The following is a 21,595-nucleotide window of genomic DNA, read 5'->3' on the forward strand; positions in this document are numbered from 1 at the left end:
TGCCAATGAAAATGCGTTTTTCACCGGCAGCTGCTGCTGTGTTACTGGCAACAGGGTTATTCACGGGCGGCCTTCGGGCCGCCACTTCCCCTGCCGCCATCCCGTTTGAGAATGACGCCACATTCTCAGTCGCGCTCAGTAACACCAACCCCAACAAAATCATCGTTGACGGGGAACTGATAACCAGCATCAGCGGACCAACCGGAGCGTATGACCAGAGCACCACCGCCGAGGGCGCTCTGATTCTTTCGCCACTTGTAGGCCAGAACTTTACCGTATTCCTTCAGACCGCCAGTGGCGTGTCCGTTGGCCTGAACATTGAACCGCGACCCGGCAACGGGCGCACATTGAGATTTGCGCCGCAGTCAATGCCGGTGCACACCAGTGAAGAAGCGAAAGCCTGGGAAGAAGGGCAGAGCTACGAAAAAACACTGGTCAGCCTTTCCCGCGCCATCGTGCGCAATGAAACCCCGGAAGGCTATCAGGAATTCCCGGTTTCCCGTATGCCGGCGTACACACCCGCCGTCAGCGTGAAACTCACCCCGGAACGCCAGATTATCGGCGAACACCTGCGGGCCGTGCGTTACCGCATAACCAACCCCGGCATGGTGACCCTCTCCCTGCGCGAACGTGATTTCTGGCGCAAAGGGGTCCGTGCCGTCATGTTCAGCCAGAACCAGCTTTATTCCGGCGGACAGGGATACCTCTGGATTGTCTTCTCGGACAACACGGAGGCCGCAGGTAAATGAGCATCAGCATAAATTCACTGACCCGTAAACGGCAGATGGTCATCCTCGGCATCATATGCGCCGTAGGGGCCGCCGCAACCGCAGGCGTTGTGATGTACGGCGATGAGCGAAGTGCCGCGCAGCAGGGGCAGACCGCTCCGGTACCCAACATGGCCGGTGCCGTGACCGCCGCCTTTGATGAACGCGTGAATCAGTCAGCCCTGTCGCAACAGCAGGCCAAGACCTCCGCGCTTGAATCGCAGATGGCCATCCTGCAACAACAGTTCGCCCAGAGCAAACTCGATTTCGAGAACAAAATGCAACAGAAGGAGCTGGACATTCAGAACCTCCTGAAGCAGCAACAGAGCAACCCCGGCAGCAACACGACAACCGGCCAGCAGACACCACCTGCTGCACCGGACGGCACACCACTGCCGGGTCCTGTTGCTGCCGGCTCCACTAAACCCCCGCAGTATTCTGTCACACCGAACTTCGCACCTGCCGCCAGCGGTGCGAATGCGCAGGGTGCCGGATTTTACCCGCAGGGGAGCGGCCAGCGCATGTCTGGCGGCCTCAGCACCACCACGTTTAAGTATGACCAGCTGAAAAAGAAGCCCACCACGCTGCCCTGGATTTCCTCCGGTTCGTTCACCAACGCCATCATGATTGAGGGGGCCGACGCCAACGCCAGCGTCACCGGTCAGCAGAACACCAAACCCGTCACCCTCCGCCTGCAGGGCAAAGTACAGATGCCGAACAATAAAGAGTTTGATATGGACGGCTGTTTTGTCACGGGTGAAATCTGGGGGGATATCTCCAGCGAACGCGGTGAGGTGCGCACCAGAAGCATCAGCTGCAACCTCAAAAACGGTAAAAGCGTGGACATGGAGTTCAAGGGTCACGTGAGCTACATGGGCAAAGGGGGAGTCAAAGGCACGCCAGTTATGCGTAACGGCATGCTTGTTGGCTATGCCGGCGCATCGGGATTCTTCTCTGGTATTGGGGAAGGGGTCAAATCCGCCGCCACACCGGCAGTCGGCCTTGGCGCAACAGCCAGAGTCAGCGCCGGCGATGTGCTGGGGCAGGGTATCGGTGGCGGAGGTAGTAAAGCTTCCGACACACTCAGCCAGTACTTCATCAAGCGCGCGGAGCAGTATCACCCCATCATCGACATCGGGGCAGGAAACCTGGTGACCGTGGTGTTCCAGGAAGGTTTCCAGCTTGAAACCCGCCAGGACAGTGAAGCCCGCAAACTGGAGGAAACGGCTCAGAAAGCCGGTGAGCAGGCGCAGAATGCTGTTGCACCGCAGCCGCAAAACCAGCACACGACCACGACCAGCACCACATCGGTCGGCAACATCAATCCCGATGATGTGCTCCGTCAGGCCAGTCAGTTGCGCCTGGGCGATACCATTAATTAAGAGGTGAACAGTGAACGATGATGACTTGACGAAGGTGGAAAACGATAACTGCTTTATCAACATCTTCGAGGGTTACGAGGACTGGTGCAGGGACAAGGTACCAGGGGGAAACTGGCTGGCACTGACGATAATGGCCTTTTTCGCAGCCACCTCAATAATACTGAGCTGGATTTACCATGACCTGTTCCCGTTAGCCGCAGGCGGGTTTTTGAGCATGGTTGGATATGCCGTTTTTTCAAAAGATACTGAATGGCCACCTGTTATTGATGAGTACCTCAACGACTACCAGCCTGTCAATATTGATGCATTTACCGCATTTCAGGCGGCAGTTAAGGCAGACGGTGAACTCCGGAAAGAGACGCTCGGGAAATGGGTTGAAGTGGAGCGCCGCGCCCGACTTCAACGACCGTGCCGCAGTTCAGGGTCGACATTTACCGGGCGAGACATCACTTCAACCGGCAATCAGGCGGGCAGATGAGTTCATTCATACGCCACAACCTCATTCTGATGAGTCTTGCCATTGCAGCGTCGATTTTACTGGTTTTATTGACTTCAACTTACGATATGACTGGAGGTTATAATTAAATGAAATGGATTAAAAAAGCGCCTGGGTCACTGCTCTGGATTACTGTACCGGCCCTGACCTACACGCTGGCACTCATAGTCCTGGCCAACCTGATAAGCAAAGACATACTGAACTACGGGTGGAGCACATGGTGGGGTAGTGTGCTTGTCGCCATTATCGCCCTGTTTTTCACGGCATTCATTTATATTGACCGCCTTGATGACACACCCTGGACAGCGATTTCCGCCACCATGCCATGGGGGGTGTATAGCGTCTTTTCGATTCTCTACATACTTGCTAAAGGGCAAGTCCTCTGGCCTCCACTGTTGGGTTTTGAAATAGCTACTCTGACCTCTTTCTTCGTACCTGCTCTGTATGGGGTGCACCACATCCGCACTGCCCGTGTTTAAAGTAGCAAGGCAAATCACTGGTGTCTGACGTATAAACCTTCGTCACCCGCGTTAACCATACCCTGTTCTCTCGTTTCATATTCATCAAACATTTCCCGGAGACATCCATGTATAAATTACTGGGTGCCGCACTGCTGTGCGGCGCGCTGACCGGCTGCGCCGGAATGAACTCAGATTTTGACTGCAACAAAACCGCCACCGACAAATGCCTGACCACGGCCGAGGCCAACAAACTCGCCGCCCAGGGCAAAAGCCTTGATGACATCGACAACGCGGTGAAAGTAAAAAAGCCTGCGGGTGAAGCCCTCCCGGCACTGCACAACACGGCACCGGTGGTGAATCCCTCCCGACCCGTTTCTGTCGCAGCAACCGGTGTTTCCTCGTCAGCACCGCTCGCCGCACGACCTGCTTCCATTTCACCTCTCAGTAAACCCGTCACGCCGCTCACCCGGCCCGGGTCTGTCATCACACCGCTCAGGCCGGATACCGGTGCAGGGCGTGTGACGGCGCAGCGTATCCCGGATGATGTTCAGCGTCTCTGGATTGCCCCGTGGGTTGACACTGACGACAACTTTCATCAGCCCGCCGTGGTGGAGTTCGTGAAAAGCAAATCCCGCTGGGATGAAGGCTTCCGGGTTATCGGGGAGGGCGGGGAATGAAAAAACACACCGGCAACCAGCAACCCCGCCGGGACCCGATGCAGTGGAACCGCAACGAACGTTTCGCCGAAGAGTTCTCCGTCGCACGCAGTGAGCCACTGGCACCGGATGAGCTGCCGCCTGCGTTCGGCGCAGAAGAGTCCCTTACATTTGTCCTCGATAACGGTATCCGGGGCAGTGAGCAGCGGCTGGAGATGATCCGGGATATTTCCCGCCGTCTTCAGCAGAACGGGAGCATACGGTTATGAGTGGTTTCCTTGATGGTCTGATGTCACTGGTTCGCGGCAGTCAGTACCCGGATGGCGCGGCCGCCGCCAGAAACAACCTGCAGCAGAGCTGGGATTACCCCTCCCTCACGTCGGCACTGCCCTGGCGTTATTACGATGAGGTGACCGATCTCTTTATTAATAACTCCACGGCCGGCTTCATTATGGAAGCCGCGCCGCTGCCAGGCGCGAACCAGCAGGTGATTGCCGCACTTGACGACATGTTGCGCAAAAAGCTGCCCCGCAAAACACCCGTCACCGTCATCATGACCGCCAGTAAGTGCGTGGGAGGGCGTATTGAGCAGGGGGTGAGCAGCGACATGTGGAAGGGGGAGATGGCCGGGCACCTCAACAAAATCACCCGCGCCTTCTGGGAGCGTTCAGCGCTCAAAGGTCTGGCCAACAAGCGTGACTATCCCCTGTACCTGCGTAACTACCGCGTATTTATCGTGTACGGCCAGAAGGTCAAAGGTGGCTTCTCGCAGCGCACCTGTGATGAGCTGGTCGCTATCCGCAACACCATTCGCGTGTCCATGGAAGCCGCCCGTATTGAGACAATGAACACGTCCGCGAGTGCCTTCCTGTCGGTCATGCGGGAACTGACCAACTACCGGCACACCCAGGTCACCACGGCCAGTGGCGACTGGAACAAGGAAGAACTCCTCAACCGCCAGGTGGTCGATCAGGGCATTGACCTGAAGGTCAGACCGTCACATATCCAGCTGTCGCTGCCGGAAGGGGTGAATACCGACACGGGGAAACACGAACCGGCCTCGGCCTGTCGTATTGTGAATATGCAGCTGACCAAAAACCCCCAGCGTTTCGCACTCTGGCAGGGGGCAGACAACCTGCAGAACATGCGCTTCCCTGACCTCGGTATTCCCTGTCCGTTTATGCTCACCTGGACCGTGGAGCTGGATGAGCAGACCAAAAGCCAGAGTGAAGCGCTGCGCAAGGATATGGACTTAAGCAAAAAGGCGAAAACGGCTTACGCAGACCTGTTCCCTGGTACCCGCAAGGCGGCCGAGGAATGGCACAACATGCGTAACGAGCTGAGCACCAATGAAATCGCGCTCTGCCGCTATTATTTTAACGCCACGCTCTTTACCCCGGACGATGAACAGGCCTCGCTGGCCTGTGAACTGGCGGCCGTGAACGTGTTCCGCAAGAACGAACTGGAGATGGCCACCATCCAGTACCAGCAGATGCGTAACTGGCTCGCCGGCTTCCCGTTCGTAATGCAGGAGGGGATGTGGGCAGACCTGAAAGCGACCGGTGCCACGCTGCGCGCCAAAAGCTTCAACGCCGTCAACCTGATGCCGGTGGTCGGGGAACGCCAGTTGTCCCGCCGGGGCATTCCGTTGCCGACCTACCGCAACCAGATAGCCTTTTTCGACATGTTTGATGAGGAGAACGGCTCCACCAACTTTAATATTGCGGTGACGGGTACCTCCGGGGCGGGTAAATCGTTCCTGGTGCAGGGTATCTTGCGTGATGTGCTCAATGCCGGTGGGTTCGCCTGGGTTATCGACATGGGTGACAGTTACAAAAACTACTGTCATCAGGCCGGAGGTATCTATCTGGACGGTGCGCAGCTGCGCTTCAACCCGTTTGCCAACGTGCATGACATTAACGTGTCAGCCGAGGGGATTGTCAGGCTCCTCACCGTACTGGCCAGCCCCGCAGCGCCGCTGGACGCGGTCTGTGAAGCCATCCTGCAGAAAGCTGTGGTGGATGCGTGGGGCAGGAAGGGCAACCGGACCCGCATTGATGACGTCTATGCCTACCTCATCAGTGATGAGGTCAATGAAAGGTATGCAGAAAAGCCGACCATCATTGCCCGCCTGGCCGAACTTGCCATGCTGCTGGAGACCTACTGCACCTGGGGCGCGGACGGCGAATACTTCAACGCGGACAACCCCACACTCGACGGTGAAACCCGCTTCGCGGTGCTGGAACTGCTGAGTCTTGAAGACAAGCCGAAGCTGCTGAGCGCCATCCTGTTCTCGCTGATTCTGGCGATTCAGGAAAAAATGTACCACAGCCCGCGTGACCTGAAGAAAGTGGCCATCATCGATGAAGCCTGGCGTCTGCTGAGCGGCTCCAACCCGCACGCGGCGAAGTTTATCGAAACCGGCTACCGTACCGTGCGCCGTCACCGTGGCGCGTTCATCACCATCACCCAGGGCATCAAGGACTTCAGCGCCAGTAAAGAGGCGGAAGCCGCCTGGAACAACAGCTCCACCAAAATCACCCTGCTGCAGGATGCGAAAGCGTTCCGCCAGTATCTCACCGAGTTTCCGGATCAGTTCAGCGAGATGGAAAAAGAGGTCATCAAATACTTCCAGCCGGCACGTGCCACGGGTTACAGCTCCCTGCTGATAACGGCCGGTGAATACAGTTCGTTCCACCGGCTCTTTGTGGACCCCGTCACCCGCGCCATGTTCAGTTCGCGCGGCGAGGACTTTGCCTACATGCAAAAACTGCAGAAGGCCGGGGCCACACCGGAAGAAGCAGCCTATTTGCTGGCAGAGAAAGAGTTTGGTCAGGAGCTGAAAGAGCTTGAAGCATGGGCGGAGGCCGCATGACAGAGAATAAACATGAAACCGAACTGACGGGCAACGATGTCCGTGACGGAGTGACGATACACCCGAAAGGCAGTAAACCGGCAGGCAGACAACACCGGCTGGCATCGTGGGGCATACCGGCGCTTGCCGGAGCGGCAATGCTGGCGGTGATGGCCGCCATCAGCGTTGCAACGGTGAGACTCAGCACCCCTGAAGTCGTGACATTCGACATGAAGGGCACGATGGACGCCTTCCTGCAGCAGTCAGCCCAGCTGCCGCTGGATGAACAGCAGGCAAAGGTGCGCGTGGCACGGTTTAATGCGGCCCTGACCCGCTGCCTCTCGGACTGGCAGACCCGGCATCATGCCATCATCCTGGTGGCCCCGGCAGTGGTGAGTGAGCAGCGCGACATCACCCTGGAAATCCAGAACACCGTCGCCAGCGCCATGCGGGAGGGGAAATGAAACGTCTCACGTGTCTGGCACTGACACTGGCGGTGCTGTCTGCCGGCACGGGGGCGAAAGACCTGGGGACATGGGGAAATGTGTTTGAGCCGGCAGAGCAGGACATGCTGGTCTTCATCCAGAACCGCCTCGGCGCCATGGAGGAGAGCGGTGAAATGGACAGGCTTAAAAACGAAGCCATTGAGCGTGTGAAACGTAATGCGGTCAGGCCACCTCCGGTGGCCGGGCTGACGCCCGCCATCACTTACCGCACCTTCAGCTACGACCCGACCTTCACCGTTAACGAAACCATCACCGACATGAAAGGCAACGTCATCGCCCGCAAGGGGGACCGGGTAAACCCGTTCGATAAGGTGCCTTTCAGCCAGACGCTGTACTTCATTGACGGTGACAACCGCGACCAGGTGGCGTGGCTGAAACCGCAGCTGGCCAGTGCCGGCAATTTCAAAATCATCCTGGTCAACGGAAACATCAAGGAAACCAGTGATGCGCTGGACGAGCGTATTTATTTCGACCAGGCCGGCGTACTGACCACGAAGTTTGGGTTTGAACACACCCCGGTGCGCGTGACCCGCGATGACCGGGTGCTGAAAATTGAAGAAATTCCTGTTAATGGAGCCAGAAAATGACAACAACAACGATGTCCAGGGATAGCGATAACAACGGGCGGGGGAAGCCGCAGTGGATGAGCGGCGACCAGCTCAAAACCCTTTACCCGGAACTGGAGGGATGGGCCAGTAAACTGGTGAGCAAGGCATTTGTGGGCTGGCAGCGCGCAACGGGCATCAGCGTGCAGCAGACGGAAAAGCGTGATGAGCGTTTTCCGGCGTTCCTGGTCAACGTGATGCTGGTCAAGCAGGTGAACCGAAAATGACCATTTCAGAGTTGGCAGAATCCACGTTAGCTGAACCGGTGCTTCTTTCCCTCTTCCTTGGGGTCATTGTTCTGAATCTCGTGTCATATATTTTATCCCGCACGCAGAAAGTGAAAGCCTGTAAAACAGGGCAGCAACAACCCGATGGGCCTCTCTCTCTGGATGATACCCGGACGGCCGAGGCCATCTGGCAGGAAATCAATCTTTCCCAGTTTCAGCACATGCTTACCGCTCTACAGAGTGCGCTGAAACAATCAGGTTACCAGCTGACGTTTCACGGACAGGGCGTACAAATGCACCCCCACCGCGAGGAGCAGGTGGCCGACAACCTGATGCGCGCCCGGGAGCTGTTCTGGGCACCGAATCAGACCCCTGACGACATTGAAAACCTGATCGCCTCCACCCGGAAAAGTGGTTATGGCAAAAAGATGTTGCGTGAAATGCTTGCCAGCTGCGCGCGCCGCCACTGGTACCTCACGCCCGTCAGGTCTGACTGGGAACTCAAGTCATACCCCCTGATACAGGTAGAGGTGCGTGTGCGCGGCGGCGTTCTGATGCCGGTTGCAGATTTGCTGCCGTGTCTGGATGCGATGGCAGGGCATGTCGGTGACAGACCTGCTTTCTCAGAGGGTGAGGAGAAAGATGTCTACAGACGCGGAACCTTCCGGGCAGGGGATTCAGATGCGGCTGATGTTGAATATGAAGTCAGACTGCGTAACAGCGATGAACCGCCCGGATTTTTCCCGAAGGCCGCCGGCACGACACTCCCTCCATGTGTGGAGCAGGAGAAAGAGAGCCTGCGGACAACCTTCAGAACCCAGGTCACGGTGTTTGTGCAGGAAATCACAACCTCCCGGCAGGAAATACGCACTGCGTTCTACCTGGACGCAGTGAGGCAAATCAGGAACGGAGAAAAGCAGGGGGCCGATTACGACGATGATTCCGGGTACGCCTTCTTTGTGAATTATACGGACAATGCGCTTGTTCCGCGTGATGCACACGGCAATGCAAAGGAGATAGGTTCGTGAACAGGCGTTTCCCCGATTAACGCCCCTCAGGCATATACCCCGTCTTCCGTACATTGATTCAATCGCCCCTTCATTCAGGCTGTTCGGTGCTCGTTACACTCCGCTCCGCCTCAGCCCGAATGCCGTTCCGATTCCCGTTAACACTGATAAAAACAAGGTACCCGCATGACGAAAAACCCCGACAGGCCACGGGGCGCTAAAACACATGTCGCCTCCATCCGTCACGATGATGTTTCACTGTATCAGGTGAATGAAATTCTGAAAGATAACCCGCTTTATACCCCGTCCCACATTATTCGCGGGGCGATACAGGCCCTGTTCAAAATGAACCGGGAAGATCGTGAAACAGAAATTATGGCCGTTGCCGACCGCTTTGAACGCTGACTTTCCCCTTCTCTGATGCCCCCCGCCTGCCGGTGGCCGTCGCGCTTTAATTCGAGGATTTTATGACCACACCTGAAATTATCGGGCCGCTGCCGGTTGTGCGTGCCCGGGACGGCTACTGGTGTCACCCGGCACTCGAGGCGTTTTATCACGACCGCGAATATGTCGCGGACAGGGAGTACCAGCACTGGCTGGCAGGCAAGGGGCTTGAAGATGCCCTGGTGTATCAGGACGACGACAACGGTTCGCCTGCCGAACCTGAATGGCTCCGACGGGCCGATTTCGCCTTATTCGCCTTATGGTCTCCGCCGGTCCCTGATGGGGACGGATGGTTTATGGGGGCCGTGTATGTTGATGAAAACGATGGACCATGCTGCATCTGGTTCCGCTGCCGGGAGGCGTCATGTTCAGAGCAGTAAGGCTGTGGCTGCTGGTCACCGTTCTGCTGGGTGCCGCGCTGCCGGCCACTACCGCCAGTGCCAGCAACGCCGGCGATGGTCGCTGGGTGAATCCCATCACTGATGTCTGCTGGAAGTGTCTGTTCCCCATGACGCTCGGCAGTATCCAGTTAGCCTCCGGGCCGCAGCCCGATACAAATAATCCGGGTTCGCCCATCCAGATTTGCCCGGTGGGCATCCTTTACCGCATTGGTCTGGCGATTGGTTTCTGGGAGCCGATGGCCATGACGGACGTCACCCGCGAACCGGGTGTGATGGTGAACATGGGCGGCTTCAAAATCGATCTGGGCCGGACCGGTACCGGAACAGCAGGGCAGAGTGACCGGCCTGCCGCCGGGGCGTTCTACCATGTTCACTGGTACAAATATCCGCTGATTTTCTGGCTGAACATCATCACCAGTATTGGCTGTATGCAGACCGGCGATATGGATATTGCCTACCTGTCAGAAGTGGACCCGATGTGGAATGACAGCACGCTCTCCATGATTATTAACCCGGAGGCGGCCCTGTTTGGCAACCTTATCGCGCAGGCCGCCTGCGCGGCCGATGCGGCGGCCAGCTCTGCCGGGTTGCCGCTTTCACCGTTGTTCTGGTGTGCCGGTGCGCAGGGAAGCATGTACCCCTTTACCGGGTATACCAGCGGTGAATTTTCGCCCCTGGAGTCGTCACTGCTGGTCAGTGAACGTATGGCCTTCAAGATGCACCGTGAGGGGCTGGTCATGAACTCCGTCGGGGCCGATAACGCCGTCTGCTTCCAGTATCCGTCCCCCATCATTCCCAAAGAGCGATGGCGATACCAGATGGTGAATATGTACCCCGAGACGAACAACTGTCATCCGTTCGGTGCCAGCACCCAGCTCTGGGGGACGACGCACAACTCTCCGCAATCAAAGAAAAATTTTGGTTATCTGATGTGGCGCAAACGTAACTGCGTCTTTCTGTAGGGATCACACATGAAAATACGCCCACTTCAGGCCCTGCTCGCCAGCGGCCTGCTCTTAAGCATGTCTGTCTGTGCTGCCAGCGATCAGGTTTCCATTAACGGGCGAGACCGGGCGTGGATGAAACAGCAACAACAGGCGCTGCAGGAATTTAAAGACACCCTGTCCGGTCAGACCATGACGTTGCCGCCGGCGCAGCAGAGCCTGACGGAGAAACTGCAACAGGGCATTCAGGACGGTATGTCCGCGCAGGCGCGCGGTGAGAAAAAGACGTTTGACGCCATTTATTTTGTCAGCCTCGGCATACCCCGTGAAGGGCTGGCGCCCATGCTGCAGGACGCCGCCCGCTACAACATTCCGGCCACTATCCGGGGACTGGTCAATAATGATTTTCGCCAGACCGCCAGCGTGATGTACGAGTTATCAAAAGAAAACAAAAACACCGGCGTGCAGATAGACCCGACGCTGTTTGCTGATTACCACATTTCCGTGGTGCCGGCGCTGGTTGTGAACTGTCCCGGCCACAGTGATGTCATCCGGGGCAGTCTGTCACTGACGCAGGCGCTGGAAAAGGTGGCAGAAAAGGGTGACTGCGCAGGCGTGGCCCGTCGCTTACTGGAGGGCGCCCGATGAAATTACCGGTTGTTATGCTGATGATGCTGTTCACCGGCATCGTTCACGCTGACGCAAAGTCGGATGCGTTTAATGCCGGTGCCAGCTATGGCAAGGGCAGTGCATCACAGGGAACGTCGGCTCTGAAGACACCCTCAAGCGTCAGCAGTGCCATTCCCGGTTACACCGCGAACCCACCTGAAAAAGGCTATTACGGGGGGGTGACAGGCGGAGACGGTGGCCTCAGCGACAAAGGGCAGGCCGCGCTGGGCAACAGTGCTGCAGGGCAGGCGGTGGTGGATTCAAGTACGAAAAACCCGATGCCGGCCATCGATCCGAAAGCGCCGTTTATCACCATTGGTAAGGATGCGGAGGCGGGGTCCGGTGGCGTCATGGACGGCAGCAACCCGCAGTGTACGCAAACGACCGTGTCAAAATCGACGTTTGAAAACTTTACCTGTGAGCGTGATGTCTGGCTGGAACAGACCTGCAGCCGTGATGCACAGCCCTCCGGCGGCATGAGCGCGCCGGTTCAGACCACGTCCACGATCCAGGTGACGGGGGTGACAGACGGCACCCGGTTCAGTTTCACAGTGCCACAGACCGTCAATGTGACCAGTGCCTGGATAACCTTCACCGGTGCGAGCGCAACCATCAACCAGATGGAGATGAAAGGCGGGTTTCTCGGCAACAGCTTCAAAATCAAGGCTGACACCCCCTTTGCCGCCAACCTGGTGGGGCCGGTTACTGCGGGAATGGTACTGACATCGGATTCCTTCTGTACGCAGAACTGTAATGCGGTCACCAAAGCGTTAACGGAGGGTGTGCTGAAAGACACCACCATCACTCTTTTCCTGGAAGTGGTGACCTGGGAGCAGCATTTTGAACCGTCCGTCAGCTGGTCTGAAAGCTGCGCCGTGGATAAAAATCACGCGGACATGACCGCCTCTGTGTGCACGTCTCCGGGTGGATACCGGACGATTAACAACAACGGCACCGACTATCAGGTCTGGAGCGACTGCTGGGGATACACCGACACGTGGTTTACCTATCCGGCGTCACCGGGCAACTGCGGGTCGCTGGAAAGTAATCCGGCCTGTACGCTGAACAGAACCACCTGTAGACAGCAAACCGGCGCGTACTGCGAACACGAAACCGTGAACTTTGAATGTCAGACCGTTCACTCGTCCACCGGTCTGGTATGCGGCGGGGAATACATCTGCCAGTCCGGGGAATGCGATGCCACGAACGGGGCCGGTGACAGCGGCTTTGATACGGCGGTGGCAAAACTGGCGGGTCTGGCCTCGGCTGCAGAGGATGTCAAAAACCAGCAGGATCAAATCAATGTCCGCGCGTTTTCCGGGCAGGCGATGAGCTGTCGCAAGGCGTTTGCCGGCTTCAATAACTGCTGCAAGGACTCAGGCTGGGGCGCAGATGCGGGCCTTGCCGCCTGCAACAGTGACGAAATGGCTATCGGCAAGGCCAAAGCGAAGAAGGTGACGGTGAGCGTCGGCGAGCGTTGCGATCACCAGGTACTGGGTGTCTGCACGCAGAAAAGCAAGGTGTACTGCGTATTCACCGGCAAGCTGGCCCGCATCATTCAGGAGCAGGGGCGTCGTGACCAGCTGCACGTCAGTTTTGGCAGCGGCGGCAACCCGGACTGCCGGGGCATTACCGTGCCGGAGCTGCAGGCCATCAATTTCGACCTTATCAACTTCGCTGATTTCTATGAGGACCTGATGAAAAATCAGAAAATCCCGGACACCTCAGCCATGACAAAACTGGCGAAAGACAGGGTGGCGGCGCAGGTAAACCAGATGGGAGGCACAAATAAATGAGGTGCCTCACCGCTGTGCTTCTGATTACCCTGAGTCTGACGGCACGGGCCGCAGAGGACATCGTCACCCCCGCGCCCCCCTTTACCGGGTGGTCCTGGTACAACGAACCCAAAAAGCCCCCTGCGCCCCCGGAACAGAAGAAAATGCCCGCCCCGCCGCCGTCAGTGCCCGACCTGAGCAAAATGACGGCCGTGGAGCAGGCGCAGTTCCTGCAGGCGGTGACGAAAGAATCGCTTAACCGGGCCATTCTGTATCCGACGAAGGAAAACACCGCCACGTACCTGCGCTGGCAGAAGTTCTGGACTGACCGGGCCTCCATGTTCAGCCAGTCGTTCGCGGCCACCCAGCTGCAGAACCCTGATCTGGATTACAACCTGGAGTTCCCGCACTACAACAGCACCGCCCCTCTGGTGCAGGGGCGGGACCAGCAGTCCCGTGCGCAGGCGATTGCCCGTCTCGGCCAGCAGTATGGTCTGTTCTACTTCTACCGGGGCAGTGACCCGGTGGATGTGCAAATGGCCGGTGTGGTGGCGGATTTTGCGAAAACCAATCAGCTGTCCCTCATCCCGGTCAGCGTCGACGGTCAGGTGGCACCCTCCCTGCCGGCGTCCCGCCCGGACAACGGGCAGAGTAAGACAATGAACATCAGCCATTTCCCGGCGCTGTTCCTGGTCGACCCGCGCAGCCGTAAATTCCAGCCCCTGGTCTGGGGCTTTATGACCCAGGACGATCTGGCAAAACGCTTCCTTAACGTCTCCACCGGCTTTAAACCTAATTTCTGAGGATCAACATGAAACACTTATCCAAATTACTGGGCCTCTTTTTCTGGGGCGTGGTACTGAACTGTTTGCGTGAAATGGTCGCGGCCTATCCGGGCTTTACCCAGAGCCTGTTTGCCTGGGCCAGTTATGCCCTCTGGACTGCCGCCCTCGCGCTGATTCTGCACAATATTTGGGATGGCTGGCGTCATCGCCATGAGGTCCCGACAGACCCGGAGGTGCGCCATGAAAATTAACCACCTGGCCGCGCTTCTGATGCTGGTACCGGTACTGACCTTTGCCGGCGTGCGAGAGGAACTGGCCGCCATCGATGCGTCGAAAAGCGCGACGGCACCGGATGCCGCACCCGCCGCCTCTCCCCGTAGCGACCAGATGATGGCGCTGGCGGATGGCCGTCAGGTCAGTATGAAGGATTACGCCGTGGTGTTGTTTATGCAGTCCCACTGCCAGTACAGCGCGAAATTCGACCCGGAGATCAAACGCTGGGCCGACAGCCACAGCATCCGGGTCTATCCCTATACGCTTGATGGCGGGGGCGATCTGTCTTTTCCGGTCCCCATGATCCCCCGCAAGACCAACCCGGCCTCGCCGCTGGCCGATGAGATCATGACGTTTTTTGGGAACGGCCTGCCGATTGCCACGCCCACCGCGTTTGTGGTTAACGTGCACACGCTCCGCGCCTATCCCCTGACGCAGGGGGTGATGGATATCGGTGCGCTGGAAAACCGCTACGCCAGCCTTATACAGGCAGATCTTGATCAGACCGACCCGCAATATCTTCCGCCACTGCCCGCTAACGCGCAGCTGACGCCTCAGTAATACAAATGGACGACAAAATGACTACATCCATGTATGCGTTATCGCGTTCCGAGCAGGCGTGTCTGCTTTTCGCGGTCGCCTTTCTCACCTCGGCCATGATTTATGGCCTGCTTGCCGGACGTATTGTCCGGGCCATGAGCGCTGACACGCTTGTCACCATCCTGCAGGACTGCCCGGTGCTGCTGATGCTGTCGCTGAGCGGCGGCTTTATTGCCACTGCAACAGGGCATTACGTCATTCGTCAGTGTTGCACGACTGAACCGCACCGGGAGGACGTACTGTGAAAAAAACACTTCATGCGTGGTTTGATGCACTGACCGGGGATACCGCCAGGTCGTGGCCTCCGGTCAGGGAGTACGTCAAAAAATGGTGGATAGCGTCCCTGCTTCTGCTTATGGCGCTGTTCGTCACAGAGGTGTGTTACGCGAATGCCGCCTGCAGTCTGCTGCGGGCGAACGTCGCCGGTGACCCCACACTGACAGAGAATCAGCTCTTTGTACTGTCTGCCATGCTGCATTATCCGGTGTTTATGTTACGCGCCCTGGAGACCGGCACGATGACGGTTCTGGTGACCGCGACGGTGAGTCTGTGCTGTTTTGACTGGCTTCTGTCCCGGTTTGTTAAACGAACGCAGTGCCGGACCCCGGACGAGACATCAGCGGAGGTGGCCCGTGATTAAACCTCTTCTGACCGCCGCAATAATATTTATGGGGGGCGTCGCTGCTCTCCCGGCCAGTGCGGATGTTAACAGTGACCTTAATGGGTTCTTTGGAAGCCTGGGCTACAGCGGCAACGTCACCCAGGCGCAGGCCTGGCAGGGACAGGCGGCCGGGTACTTCTCCGGCGGCTCTGTCTATCTGCGTAACCCGGTTAAAAACGTGCAGCTTATCTCGATGCAGGTACCGTCGCTGAACGCCGGCTGCGGCGGTATTGATGCCTACCTCGGGTCGTTCTCCATGATAAGCGGCGAGGAAATTCAGCGTTTCGTGAAACAAATCATGAGTAACGCGGCCGGGTACGCCTTTGACCTGGCACTACAGACCATGGTGCCGGAGCTGAAGCAGGCAAAAGATTTCCTGCAGAAGCTGGCAAGCGACGTGAACTCGGCAAACATGAGCTCCTGTCAGGCTGCTCAGGGCATCATCGGCGGGTTATGGCCGGTGACCCAGGTGTCCCAGCAAAAAATCTGTCAGGACATCGCCGGTCAGAACGATCTGTTCTCTGACTGGGCCTCTTCCCGGCAGGGCTGCACGGTCGGCGGGCAGAGCAACAGCGTCACCAACCGGGCGGATGACGGTGAAAAAGACCAGGTCCTGAAAAACAAAAACCTTATCTGGGATGCGCTCAGCCGCAATGCGATGTTCAGCGGCAACCGTCAGCTGAAGGAACTGGTGATGAGCGCGGTCGGGAGCATTATTTTCAACACGGCGGGGGATGTGACCATCCTGACGCCACTGGTTGATAACCGCGACCTGGTCAAGGTTCTGATGCGGGGCGGCACGGCAAAAGTGTACGGCTGTGACGAGGACACGAAATGCCTCTCGCCGGTGGTGGTGAATCTCACCATCCCTGAAAGCAATGCGCTGGTCACCCTGGTCAAAAACCTGATGCTGTCCATGCAGAACAAACTGGTCGATGACTCACCGCTCTCCGATCAGGAAAAAGGCTTCCTGAACACCACGTCCGTACCGGTCCTGAAATACCTCACCAATGCCCAGAGCATGGGCTTCGGCGCGAACTACCTGATTCAGGTCTCCGATTACATTGCTCAGGATCTGATGATTCAGTATCTGCAGGAGCTGGTTAAACAGGCGAGTCTGTCGCTTGCCGGAAAAAACTTCCCGGAAGAGGCGGCCCGGACGCTGCGCGATAACGTTATCCATGCTCAGGGCCTGCTGGCAGATATGAAACTGCAGTCCGCTGCAGACCAGAATGCGCTGGACGGCATTGCCCGTAACACGCAGTACCTGCAACAGCAGGTCTCCACCATCGTCTCAGGCTCGTTTCAGAGCAACTATCACTGGGGGAACTGATGCTTGAAATTTACACGATCTATGGTGGGGAAATGTGGAAGTCCGCCTTTGATGCCGTAGTGGGACTCATGGGCAACAGAACATGGATAACCCTGTTACGCATTGCCAGCGTCTTCGCGGTGGTGGGGGTGCTCGCCAGCTTTATAAAAACCCGCAACCCGATGATGTTTGTGCAGTGGCTGGCAATTTTTATGCTGATAACCTCGGTTATGCTGGTCCCGAAACGCTCCGTGCAGATCATTGATATCACCGACCCGGCCGCCGTCTGGAAAACCGATAATGTGCCGGTGGGCCTGGCGGCTATCGCTTCGCTGACGACGAGTATCGGTTTTAAAATCGCGCAGCTTTATGACACGATGTTTGCCCGCCCGGATTCGGTAACGTACACCAGAAGCGGGATGCTGTTCGGCTCGCAGATTGTGGCCGAAACCAGTGATATTCGTACACAGAACCCGGAGCTTGCCCAGATGCTGCCGGATTATGTGGAAAACTGCGTGATTGGCGACATCCTGCTTAATCATAAATACACAATTAACGAGCTGCTGAACACGACGGACCCGCTGGGACTGATAACAAAAGACCCCAGCCCGCTGCGGGGCATTTACAAAACCTCCAGTGCCGGGAGGGAGTTCCTGACCTGTGTACAGGCAGCGGCTCAAATCAGGACGCTTATCGGCACGGACAGTCAAACCGGCAGCGCCACCTTCGGCTGGCTGACCAGTAAGATTTACGGCAGTAAGCTGAACGGGGCAAGCCTGCTGGCCACGGCGATGGGGCAGAGTTACGGTTACTTCTATCAGGGCGGGCTGACGGCTGCGCAGGTGATGAAAAATAACATCACAAACAGCGCCATTCGTCAGGGGGTACGTGGTTTTGCCGCCCGCTCATCGGATACGGCTAACCTGCTGAACCTGGCCACGGAGAGTGCGGCCACTAAACAGCGACTCAGCTGGGCGGCAGGTAATGTGATGGCCACACGCACGCTGCCGTTTGCGCAGTCGCTGCTGATGCTGATGCTGGTCTGCCTGTTCCCGCTGGTTATTGCCCTGGCGGCCGCCAATCACTCGCTGTTCGGACTCAACACGCTGAAGCTGTACGTGTGTGGTTTTCTCTATTTTCAGATGTGGCCGGTGATGTTCGCCATCCTCAACTATGCCGCCACGTTCTGGCTGCAGTCAAAAACCGGGGGGACGGCGCTGGTCCTGTCGAACACAGACCAGGTGGCGCTGCAACATTCCGATGTGGCCAACCTGGCAGGATATCTTGCTTTATCTATCCCGTTACTGTCGTTCTATCTCACCAAAGGTGCCGCATCCATTGGGTCACAGGTGGCCGGCAGCGTCTTCAGCTCGATGGCGTTCGGTTCGGCAGGCGTGGCGTCCACCACGGCCGACGGCAACTGGTCATTCAACAACATGTCCATGGACAACCTGAACCAGAACAAGATGGATACCAACCTGCTGCAGCGTCAGGGTCAGCAGACCTGGCAGGCCAGTAACGGCTCCACGCTGACGCAGACGGGCAGCGGGCAAAGCGTCATCGACGGGTCAGGGGCCATGTCCAACCTGCCGGTCAATATGAAGCTGAGCCAGCTGGCCAGCTCCGGCTTCCAGGAGCAGGCGCGGATATCGCAGGCCAATGCGCAGACCGCGCTGGAAGGCTACAACCACAGCCTGACCAGCGGCTGGAGTCAGTTGTCGCAGCTTTCGAGCCAGACCGGCAGCAGTGACAGTCTGAGCAAGAGCACGGATAACAGCCAGGCAACCAATGTCTCCACCGGTACCAGCAAAATGATATCGGCCGTCGAGAGTTATGCTAAAGCCAACAATATTTCTAACCAGGAGGCCTATAACGCACTGATGTCCAAATCCATGGAGGGCAGTGTGAATGCGGGCGTCAATGTCAAGGTCAACAGCGGCGACCAGGCTATCGGTAAAATTGGTAAATGGGTGACGGGCGCCAGCGTGGAGGGCAATGTCGGCGGTCAGGTCAGGGGGGCCACTGGCAGTTCGCACGGCACGCAGGACACGACCTCCAGTACCACGGACAACCGCCACGATAAGAACAGCCAGATGGTGGAAGACTTCCGTCAGGGCCGCGACATGGTGACCAGCAGCCGCGTGACCGATTCGGGCAACCACACAGACAACGCCTCGACATCTAACCTGCAGCAGTTTGCAAGCACGCTGAACGACTCGAATAGTCAGTACCAGCAGTACACCACCAGTTCGACCCGGAGCGACGAGCTCAGCCGCCTGGCCTCACTGGCGCAAAATCAGAGTGCCAGCCTTGACACCAACTACACCCAGGAGTTTGTTAACTGGTCAACGGCCAAGTACGGGGACAGAACGCAGGACATTCTTACCAGTGCGCCCACGGCCCGCGTTGCTGCCGCAGAATTTGTGCAGGAGCGTCTGGCACCGGAAATTATGGGCGACTATCAGCAGGGCCGTCAGGATCTCAGAACGGGCGATGCGCATCAGCCTTACACGCTGCCGGCTGACTCCCCGACATTGCAGCAGGACAACCGAGGCCCGGTTTACACGCCTGCGCCGGGATACGGTAACGCAGACGATCGCGGTCAGGGACGCCGCTCCGGTCAGGGCAACTATCCATATACGCCTGGCGCGACACCTTACACCGTGGCCCCCGGCCCGTCGGTGCAACCGGGTGGAGGTTACCCGGGGGCCCCGTCGCCGCAGGGGCAACCCGTGGACGGACAACGGTATCCGGATTCAAATCCTTACCCTGCCGGGTCAGGTCCTGAGTATGGTCCCGGCTCACGTGCACCGACCCCGGTTAACGGTGGCGGATATTATCCGTCAGAAGCAGGCGGCGTGAATGACCACAATCAGGCCGCGCCGGGCGGAGTGAATCCACTGGCGTACCCGCAGGATACACATGCTCCGCGAGCAGGGGATGTCCCGCGCGCAGAGACAAACGGGGCAAATGACCGCACCGCTCAACCGCATCGTCCGGGCTCCGTTGTGGATGAGCGCCAGGATTATCAGGGTAGCCGAAATGGTGGAAACGCACCGTTTAATCACGGACCAGACAATCCTCGCAGGCTGACGCCGGAAGACTATCAGCAAGGGACGGGCGGGCGACCCGCAGGGAACAGACCAGCGGATCACAATGGACCGTACGCCGATACGCGCGTACCAGGTGGGCAACCTGACTTCTCAGGTTCTGGCCCGGTGGGAAGTCGTCCGTTCGGTGCAGACACTGCCAATGCTGACCCGCGCATGCCGGAAGGATATCGGGATGTTTCGGGTTCTTTACCTGCCGGAACGCGTACTAACTCGCCTGACTCACGGGGGCGTAACCAGATCATGCCGGAGGGGCGCCATGACGTGGCGGGGGCGGGGTCATTACCTGCAGGAAGACAGCAAAACCCATTCAATCCGTCTCCGGATATGCCGGGGCGCGATGGCCTGTATGAACAGGACACGCGTCCCGGAGTTAACCCGTTTAGCCATCAGGATGAGACGGCGCGCCGGACCGGCCCCGGCTATGTTCAGGCCAGTCCGTCAGAAGGGAATGAGGCGAGAACGACCGGCCAGAATATTCAACCCCGACCAACACCTGAAGGACAACATGCACCTGCAACAGGCGCAGACCCATACGCAACCGGGCAACAGCCAATGGATGTTCAGGGCAAACGGCAGAGCCTGACGGACGTCACAGCCACCGGCGACGTTCCGCAGCGGGATGTGGTTACGGCAGACAATCGTGACACGCAGGTGCGGCCGGGTACACCACGACACGAGCGTGCGGAGGATAATGCCAGACTGGCAGGGAGTCCATTGCCGGGTCGTGGTTCGCTTCCTTCCGTGAGCGGCAATACGCTTCCGGGGCGGGATATCGCTGAGGATTACAGCGACAATCAGACCCGGATGCCAATGCCGCAAAACACTACCTTCCCAAGTAAGACTGCACTGGCTCAGAAAGTGGCAGAAGAAAGATCTGCTAATGAGCGAAATATCAGCAAATCTGCTGGCGAAATAGGTAAAAAAGAATCCACTGTTCAGGCATCCAGTGATATATTAAAAGGAGAAATGGAAAATGTTGGGGCACAATTCAACATTGGAATGAAGAATGAAAAATTAAAACAGGAACATCTTTCAATTTTGAATAGTAATGAAATTGAAAGTAACGAGAAAAAGATATCTGAATTGAGGCGAAAGGTAGGTAACTAATGAGTGCGACTTATAGAGATATAAACAACGATGTTAGATTTATCGTTAGTTCTCTTGATAATGAAGACAGAGTGCCGCCAACAACTGCTCATTGCTTTGCCTTGTGTTCAAAGGCTCCGATGTTATGCGTGCTAATTAGTGCCATTTTTTTTGTTGAGATTTGTGCTTTATCAAATAGCCGACCCCTGCTATCAGTCTCAAATCTTTATTTCTTATTTAAAGATTTTAGTGCAATACCAGTTTACGGTACTGTCGTAATTGGTTTCTTTCAGGTCATAATGTTTGCTCCACAAGTTGCTATGTATCTAAGTCTTCCCATACATGTCCGAGAGCGTTCTTTAGTGATGAGGGCGCTTAGGAAAGTGGCCATGAAATGCTTGTTGACCATGACTGCTTTGGTATTGTTAGCGAACATTAGCGCCATTTTCTATCCTATAATGCTATTTTCGACACCTATTATAATGGTCCTTTCAATTTTCGTTTTTAATTACATAATTGGTTTCGAAATTTCCAAATATGGTCTCGCTCCTGCGATACAAAAAATCTCAAA

Annotated in this window: 23 protein-coding genes; all 23 read left to right on the forward strand. The window is 57.1% G+C overall.

Annotation, left to right across the window (positions count from 1 at the left end):
• Positions 1-5 precede the first annotated feature (5 nt).
• The 23 genes from traK to traG all read left to right on the forward strand — a co-directional run bounded on the left by traK (position 6) and on the right by traG (position 21,045).
• A complete protein-coding gene (gene traK / locus ACUY4Q_RS24355; RefSeq protein WP_458047509.1) occupies positions 6-749 on the forward strand; it encodes a type-F conjugative transfer system secretin TraK in 744 nt (247 codons plus the stop codon).
• Positions 746-2,149: an F-type conjugal transfer pilus assembly protein TraB gene (traB, locus tag ACUY4Q_RS24360; RefSeq protein ID WP_458047510.1), complete on the forward strand. Its 1,404-nt coding sequence runs from the start codon at positions 746-748 to the stop codon at positions 2,147-2,149. Before traK ends, traB begins: the two co-directional genes overlap by 4 nt.
• A 10-nt stretch (positions 2,150-2,159) precedes the next feature.
• A complete protein-coding gene (locus ACUY4Q_RS24365) occupies positions 2,160-2,627 on the forward strand; it encodes a hypothetical protein (protein WP_458047511.1) in 468 nt (155 codons plus the stop codon).
• A 107-nt stretch (positions 2,628-2,734) separates the two neighbouring features.
• Positions 2,735-3,124: a hypothetical protein gene (locus ACUY4Q_RS24370; RefSeq protein WP_458047512.1), complete on the forward strand. Its 390-nt coding sequence runs from the start codon at positions 2,735-2,737 to the stop codon at positions 3,122-3,124.
• Positions 3,125-3,231: 107 nt separating this feature from the next.
• Positions 3,232-3,783, forward strand: a complete 552-nt coding sequence (gene traV, locus ACUY4Q_RS24375; RefSeq protein ID WP_458047513.1) for a type IV conjugative transfer system lipoprotein TraV — start codon at positions 3,232-3,234, stop codon at positions 3,781-3,783.
• Positions 3,780-4,031 carry a hypothetical protein gene (locus tag ACUY4Q_RS24380; RefSeq protein WP_458047514.1) on the forward strand — a complete coding sequence of 84 codons (252 nt, stop codon included), beginning with the start codon at positions 3,780-3,782 and terminating at the stop codon, positions 4,029-4,031. Before traV ends, ACUY4Q_RS24380 begins: the two co-directional genes overlap by 4 nt.
• Positions 4,028-6,637 (forward strand): type IV secretion system protein TraC, encoded by a 2,610-nt coding sequence (gene traC, locus ACUY4Q_RS24385; protein WP_458047515.1) that lies wholly within the window; start codon positions 4,028-4,030, stop codon positions 6,635-6,637. Before ACUY4Q_RS24380 ends, traC begins: the two co-directional genes overlap by 4 nt.
• Positions 6,634-7,080, forward strand: coding sequence for a type-F conjugative transfer system protein TrbI (gene trbI, locus ACUY4Q_RS24390; protein ID WP_458047516.1), 447 nt, complete (start codon positions 6,634-6,636; stop codon positions 7,078-7,080). The genes traC and trbI overlap by 4 nt, the downstream gene beginning before the upstream one ends.
• Positions 7,077-7,709, forward strand: a complete 633-nt coding sequence (gene traW / locus ACUY4Q_RS24395; protein ID WP_458047517.1) for a type-F conjugative transfer system protein TraW — start codon at positions 7,077-7,079, stop codon at positions 7,707-7,709. Before trbI ends, traW begins: the two co-directional genes overlap by 4 nt.
• The gene (locus tag ACUY4Q_RS24400) at positions 7,706-7,954 is read left to right on the forward strand and encodes a hypothetical protein (RefSeq protein WP_458047518.1); all 249 of its coding nucleotides are present in this window, start codon (positions 7,706-7,708) and stop codon (positions 7,952-7,954) included. The genes traW and ACUY4Q_RS24400 overlap by 4 nt, the downstream gene beginning before the upstream one ends.
• Positions 7,951-8,982, forward strand: a complete 1,032-nt coding sequence (locus ACUY4Q_RS24405; RefSeq protein ID WP_458047519.1) for a hypothetical protein — start codon at positions 7,951-7,953, stop codon at positions 8,980-8,982. The genes ACUY4Q_RS24400 and ACUY4Q_RS24405 overlap by 4 nt, the downstream gene beginning before the upstream one ends.
• A gap of 165 nt (positions 8,983-9,147) precedes the next feature.
• Positions 9,148-9,366, forward strand: coding sequence for a hypothetical protein (locus ACUY4Q_RS24410; RefSeq protein WP_458047520.1), 219 nt, complete (start codon positions 9,148-9,150; stop codon positions 9,364-9,366).
• A gap of 62 nt (positions 9,367-9,428) precedes the next feature.
• Positions 9,429-9,785, forward strand: a complete 357-nt coding sequence (locus ACUY4Q_RS24415) for a hypothetical protein (protein ID WP_458047521.1) — start codon at positions 9,429-9,431, stop codon at positions 9,783-9,785.
• Positions 9,770-10,768 (forward strand): conjugal transfer pilus assembly protein TraU, encoded by a 999-nt coding sequence (traU, locus tag ACUY4Q_RS24420; protein WP_458047522.1) that lies wholly within the window; start codon positions 9,770-9,772, stop codon positions 10,766-10,768. Before ACUY4Q_RS24415 ends, traU begins: the two co-directional genes overlap by 16 nt.
• 9 nt (positions 10,769-10,777) lie before the next feature.
• Complete coding sequence (gene trbC / locus ACUY4Q_RS24425; protein WP_458047523.1) at positions 10,778-11,398, forward strand: type-F conjugative transfer system pilin assembly protein TrbC; 621 nt, start codon at positions 10,778-10,780, stop codon at positions 11,396-11,398.
• Positions 11,395-13,215: a type-F conjugative transfer system mating-pair stabilization protein TraN gene (traN, locus tag ACUY4Q_RS24430; RefSeq protein WP_458047524.1), complete on the forward strand. Its 1,821-nt coding sequence runs from the start codon at positions 11,395-11,397 to the stop codon at positions 13,213-13,215. The genes trbC and traN overlap by 4 nt, the downstream gene beginning before the upstream one ends.
• Positions 13,212-13,997: a type-F conjugative transfer system pilin assembly protein TraF gene (gene traF, locus ACUY4Q_RS24435; protein WP_458047525.1), complete on the forward strand. Its 786-nt coding sequence runs from the start codon at positions 13,212-13,214 to the stop codon at positions 13,995-13,997. The genes traN and traF overlap by 4 nt, the downstream gene beginning before the upstream one ends.
• A gap of 8 nt (positions 13,998-14,005) precedes the next feature.
• Positions 14,006-14,230, forward strand: a complete 225-nt coding sequence (locus ACUY4Q_RS24440; protein WP_458047526.1) for a hypothetical protein — start codon at positions 14,006-14,008, stop codon at positions 14,228-14,230.
• Positions 14,220-14,813, forward strand: coding sequence for an F-type conjugal transfer protein TrbB (trbB, locus tag ACUY4Q_RS24445; RefSeq protein WP_458047527.1), 594 nt, complete (start codon positions 14,220-14,222; stop codon positions 14,811-14,813). Before ACUY4Q_RS24440 ends, trbB begins: the two co-directional genes overlap by 11 nt.
• A gap of 17 nt (positions 14,814-14,830) precedes the next feature.
• On the forward strand, positions 14,831-15,097 hold the full coding sequence (locus ACUY4Q_RS24450) for a hypothetical protein (RefSeq protein ID WP_458047528.1): 267 nt from the start codon (positions 14,831-14,833) through the stop codon (positions 15,095-15,097).
• The gene (locus ACUY4Q_RS24455) at positions 15,094-15,492 is read left to right on the forward strand and encodes a hypothetical protein (protein WP_458047529.1); all 399 of its coding nucleotides are present in this window, start codon (positions 15,094-15,096) and stop codon (positions 15,490-15,492) included. Before ACUY4Q_RS24450 ends, ACUY4Q_RS24455 begins: the two co-directional genes overlap by 4 nt.
• The gene (gene traH / locus ACUY4Q_RS24460) at positions 15,485-16,846 is read left to right on the forward strand and encodes a conjugal transfer pilus assembly protein TraH (RefSeq protein WP_458047530.1); all 1,362 of its coding nucleotides are present in this window, start codon (positions 15,485-15,487) and stop codon (positions 16,844-16,846) included. The genes ACUY4Q_RS24455 and traH overlap by 8 nt, the downstream gene beginning before the upstream one ends.
• Positions 16,846-21,045, forward strand: coding sequence for a conjugal transfer mating-pair stabilization protein TraG (gene traG, locus ACUY4Q_RS24465; RefSeq protein ID WP_458047531.1), 4,200 nt, complete (start codon positions 16,846-16,848; stop codon positions 21,043-21,045). Before traH ends, traG begins: the two co-directional genes overlap by 1 nt.
• Positions 21,046-21,595 lie beyond the last annotated feature (550 nt).

The organism is Phytobacter cepae, from assembly GCF_054165735.1.

Bases quoted from the DNA above. Each gene is read 5' to 3' on its own strand.
- traK (WP_458047509.1), top strand. From the start codon at position 6: ATGAAAATGCGTTTTTCACCGGCAGCTGCTGCTGTGTTACTGGCAACA.
- traB (WP_458047510.1), top strand. From the start codon at position 746: ATGAGCATCAGCATAAATTCACTGACCCGTAAACGGCAGATGGTCATC.
- ACUY4Q_RS24370 (WP_458047512.1), top strand. From the start codon at position 2,735: ATGAAATGGATTAAAAAAGCGCCTGGGTCACTGCTCTGGATTACTGTA.
- traV (WP_458047513.1), top strand. From the start codon at position 3,232: ATGTATAAATTACTGGGTGCCGCACTGCTGTGCGGCGCGCTGACCGGC.
- ACUY4Q_RS24380 (WP_458047514.1), top strand. From the start codon at position 3,780: ATGAAAAAACACACCGGCAACCAGCAACCCCGCCGGGACCCGATGCAG.
- traC (WP_458047515.1), top strand. From the start codon at position 4,028: ATGAGTGGTTTCCTTGATGGTCTGATGTCACTGGTTCGCGGCAGTCAG.
- trbI (WP_458047516.1), top strand. From the start codon at position 6,634: ATGACAGAGAATAAACATGAAACCGAACTGACGGGCAACGATGTCCGT.
- traW (WP_458047517.1), top strand. From the start codon at position 7,077: ATGAAACGTCTCACGTGTCTGGCACTGACACTGGCGGTGCTGTCTGCC.
- ACUY4Q_RS24400 (WP_458047518.1), top strand. From the start codon at position 7,706: ATGACAACAACAACGATGTCCAGGGATAGCGATAACAACGGGCGGGGG.
- ACUY4Q_RS24405 (WP_458047519.1), top strand. From the start codon at position 7,951: ATGACCATTTCAGAGTTGGCAGAATCCACGTTAGCTGAACCGGTGCTT.
- ACUY4Q_RS24410 (WP_458047520.1), top strand. From the start codon at position 9,148: ATGACGAAAAACCCCGACAGGCCACGGGGCGCTAAAACACATGTCGCC.
- ACUY4Q_RS24415 (WP_458047521.1), top strand. From the start codon at position 9,429: ATGACCACACCTGAAATTATCGGGCCGCTGCCGGTTGTGCGTGCCCGG.
- traU (WP_458047522.1), top strand. From the start codon at position 9,770: ATGTTCAGAGCAGTAAGGCTGTGGCTGCTGGTCACCGTTCTGCTGGGT.
- trbC (WP_458047523.1), top strand. From the start codon at position 10,778: ATGAAAATACGCCCACTTCAGGCCCTGCTCGCCAGCGGCCTGCTCTTA.
- traN (WP_458047524.1), top strand. From the start codon at position 11,395: ATGAAATTACCGGTTGTTATGCTGATGATGCTGTTCACCGGCATCGTT.
- traF (WP_458047525.1), top strand. From the start codon at position 13,212: ATGAGGTGCCTCACCGCTGTGCTTCTGATTACCCTGAGTCTGACGGCA.
- ACUY4Q_RS24440 (WP_458047526.1), top strand. From the start codon at position 14,006: ATGAAACACTTATCCAAATTACTGGGCCTCTTTTTCTGGGGCGTGGTA.
- trbB (WP_458047527.1), top strand. From the start codon at position 14,220: ATGAAAATTAACCACCTGGCCGCGCTTCTGATGCTGGTACCGGTACTG.
- ACUY4Q_RS24450 (WP_458047528.1), top strand. From the start codon at position 14,831: ATGACTACATCCATGTATGCGTTATCGCGTTCCGAGCAGGCGTGTCTG.
- traG (WP_458047531.1), top strand. From the start codon at position 16,846: ATGCTTGAAATTTACACGATCTATGGTGGGGAAATGTGGAAGTCCGCC.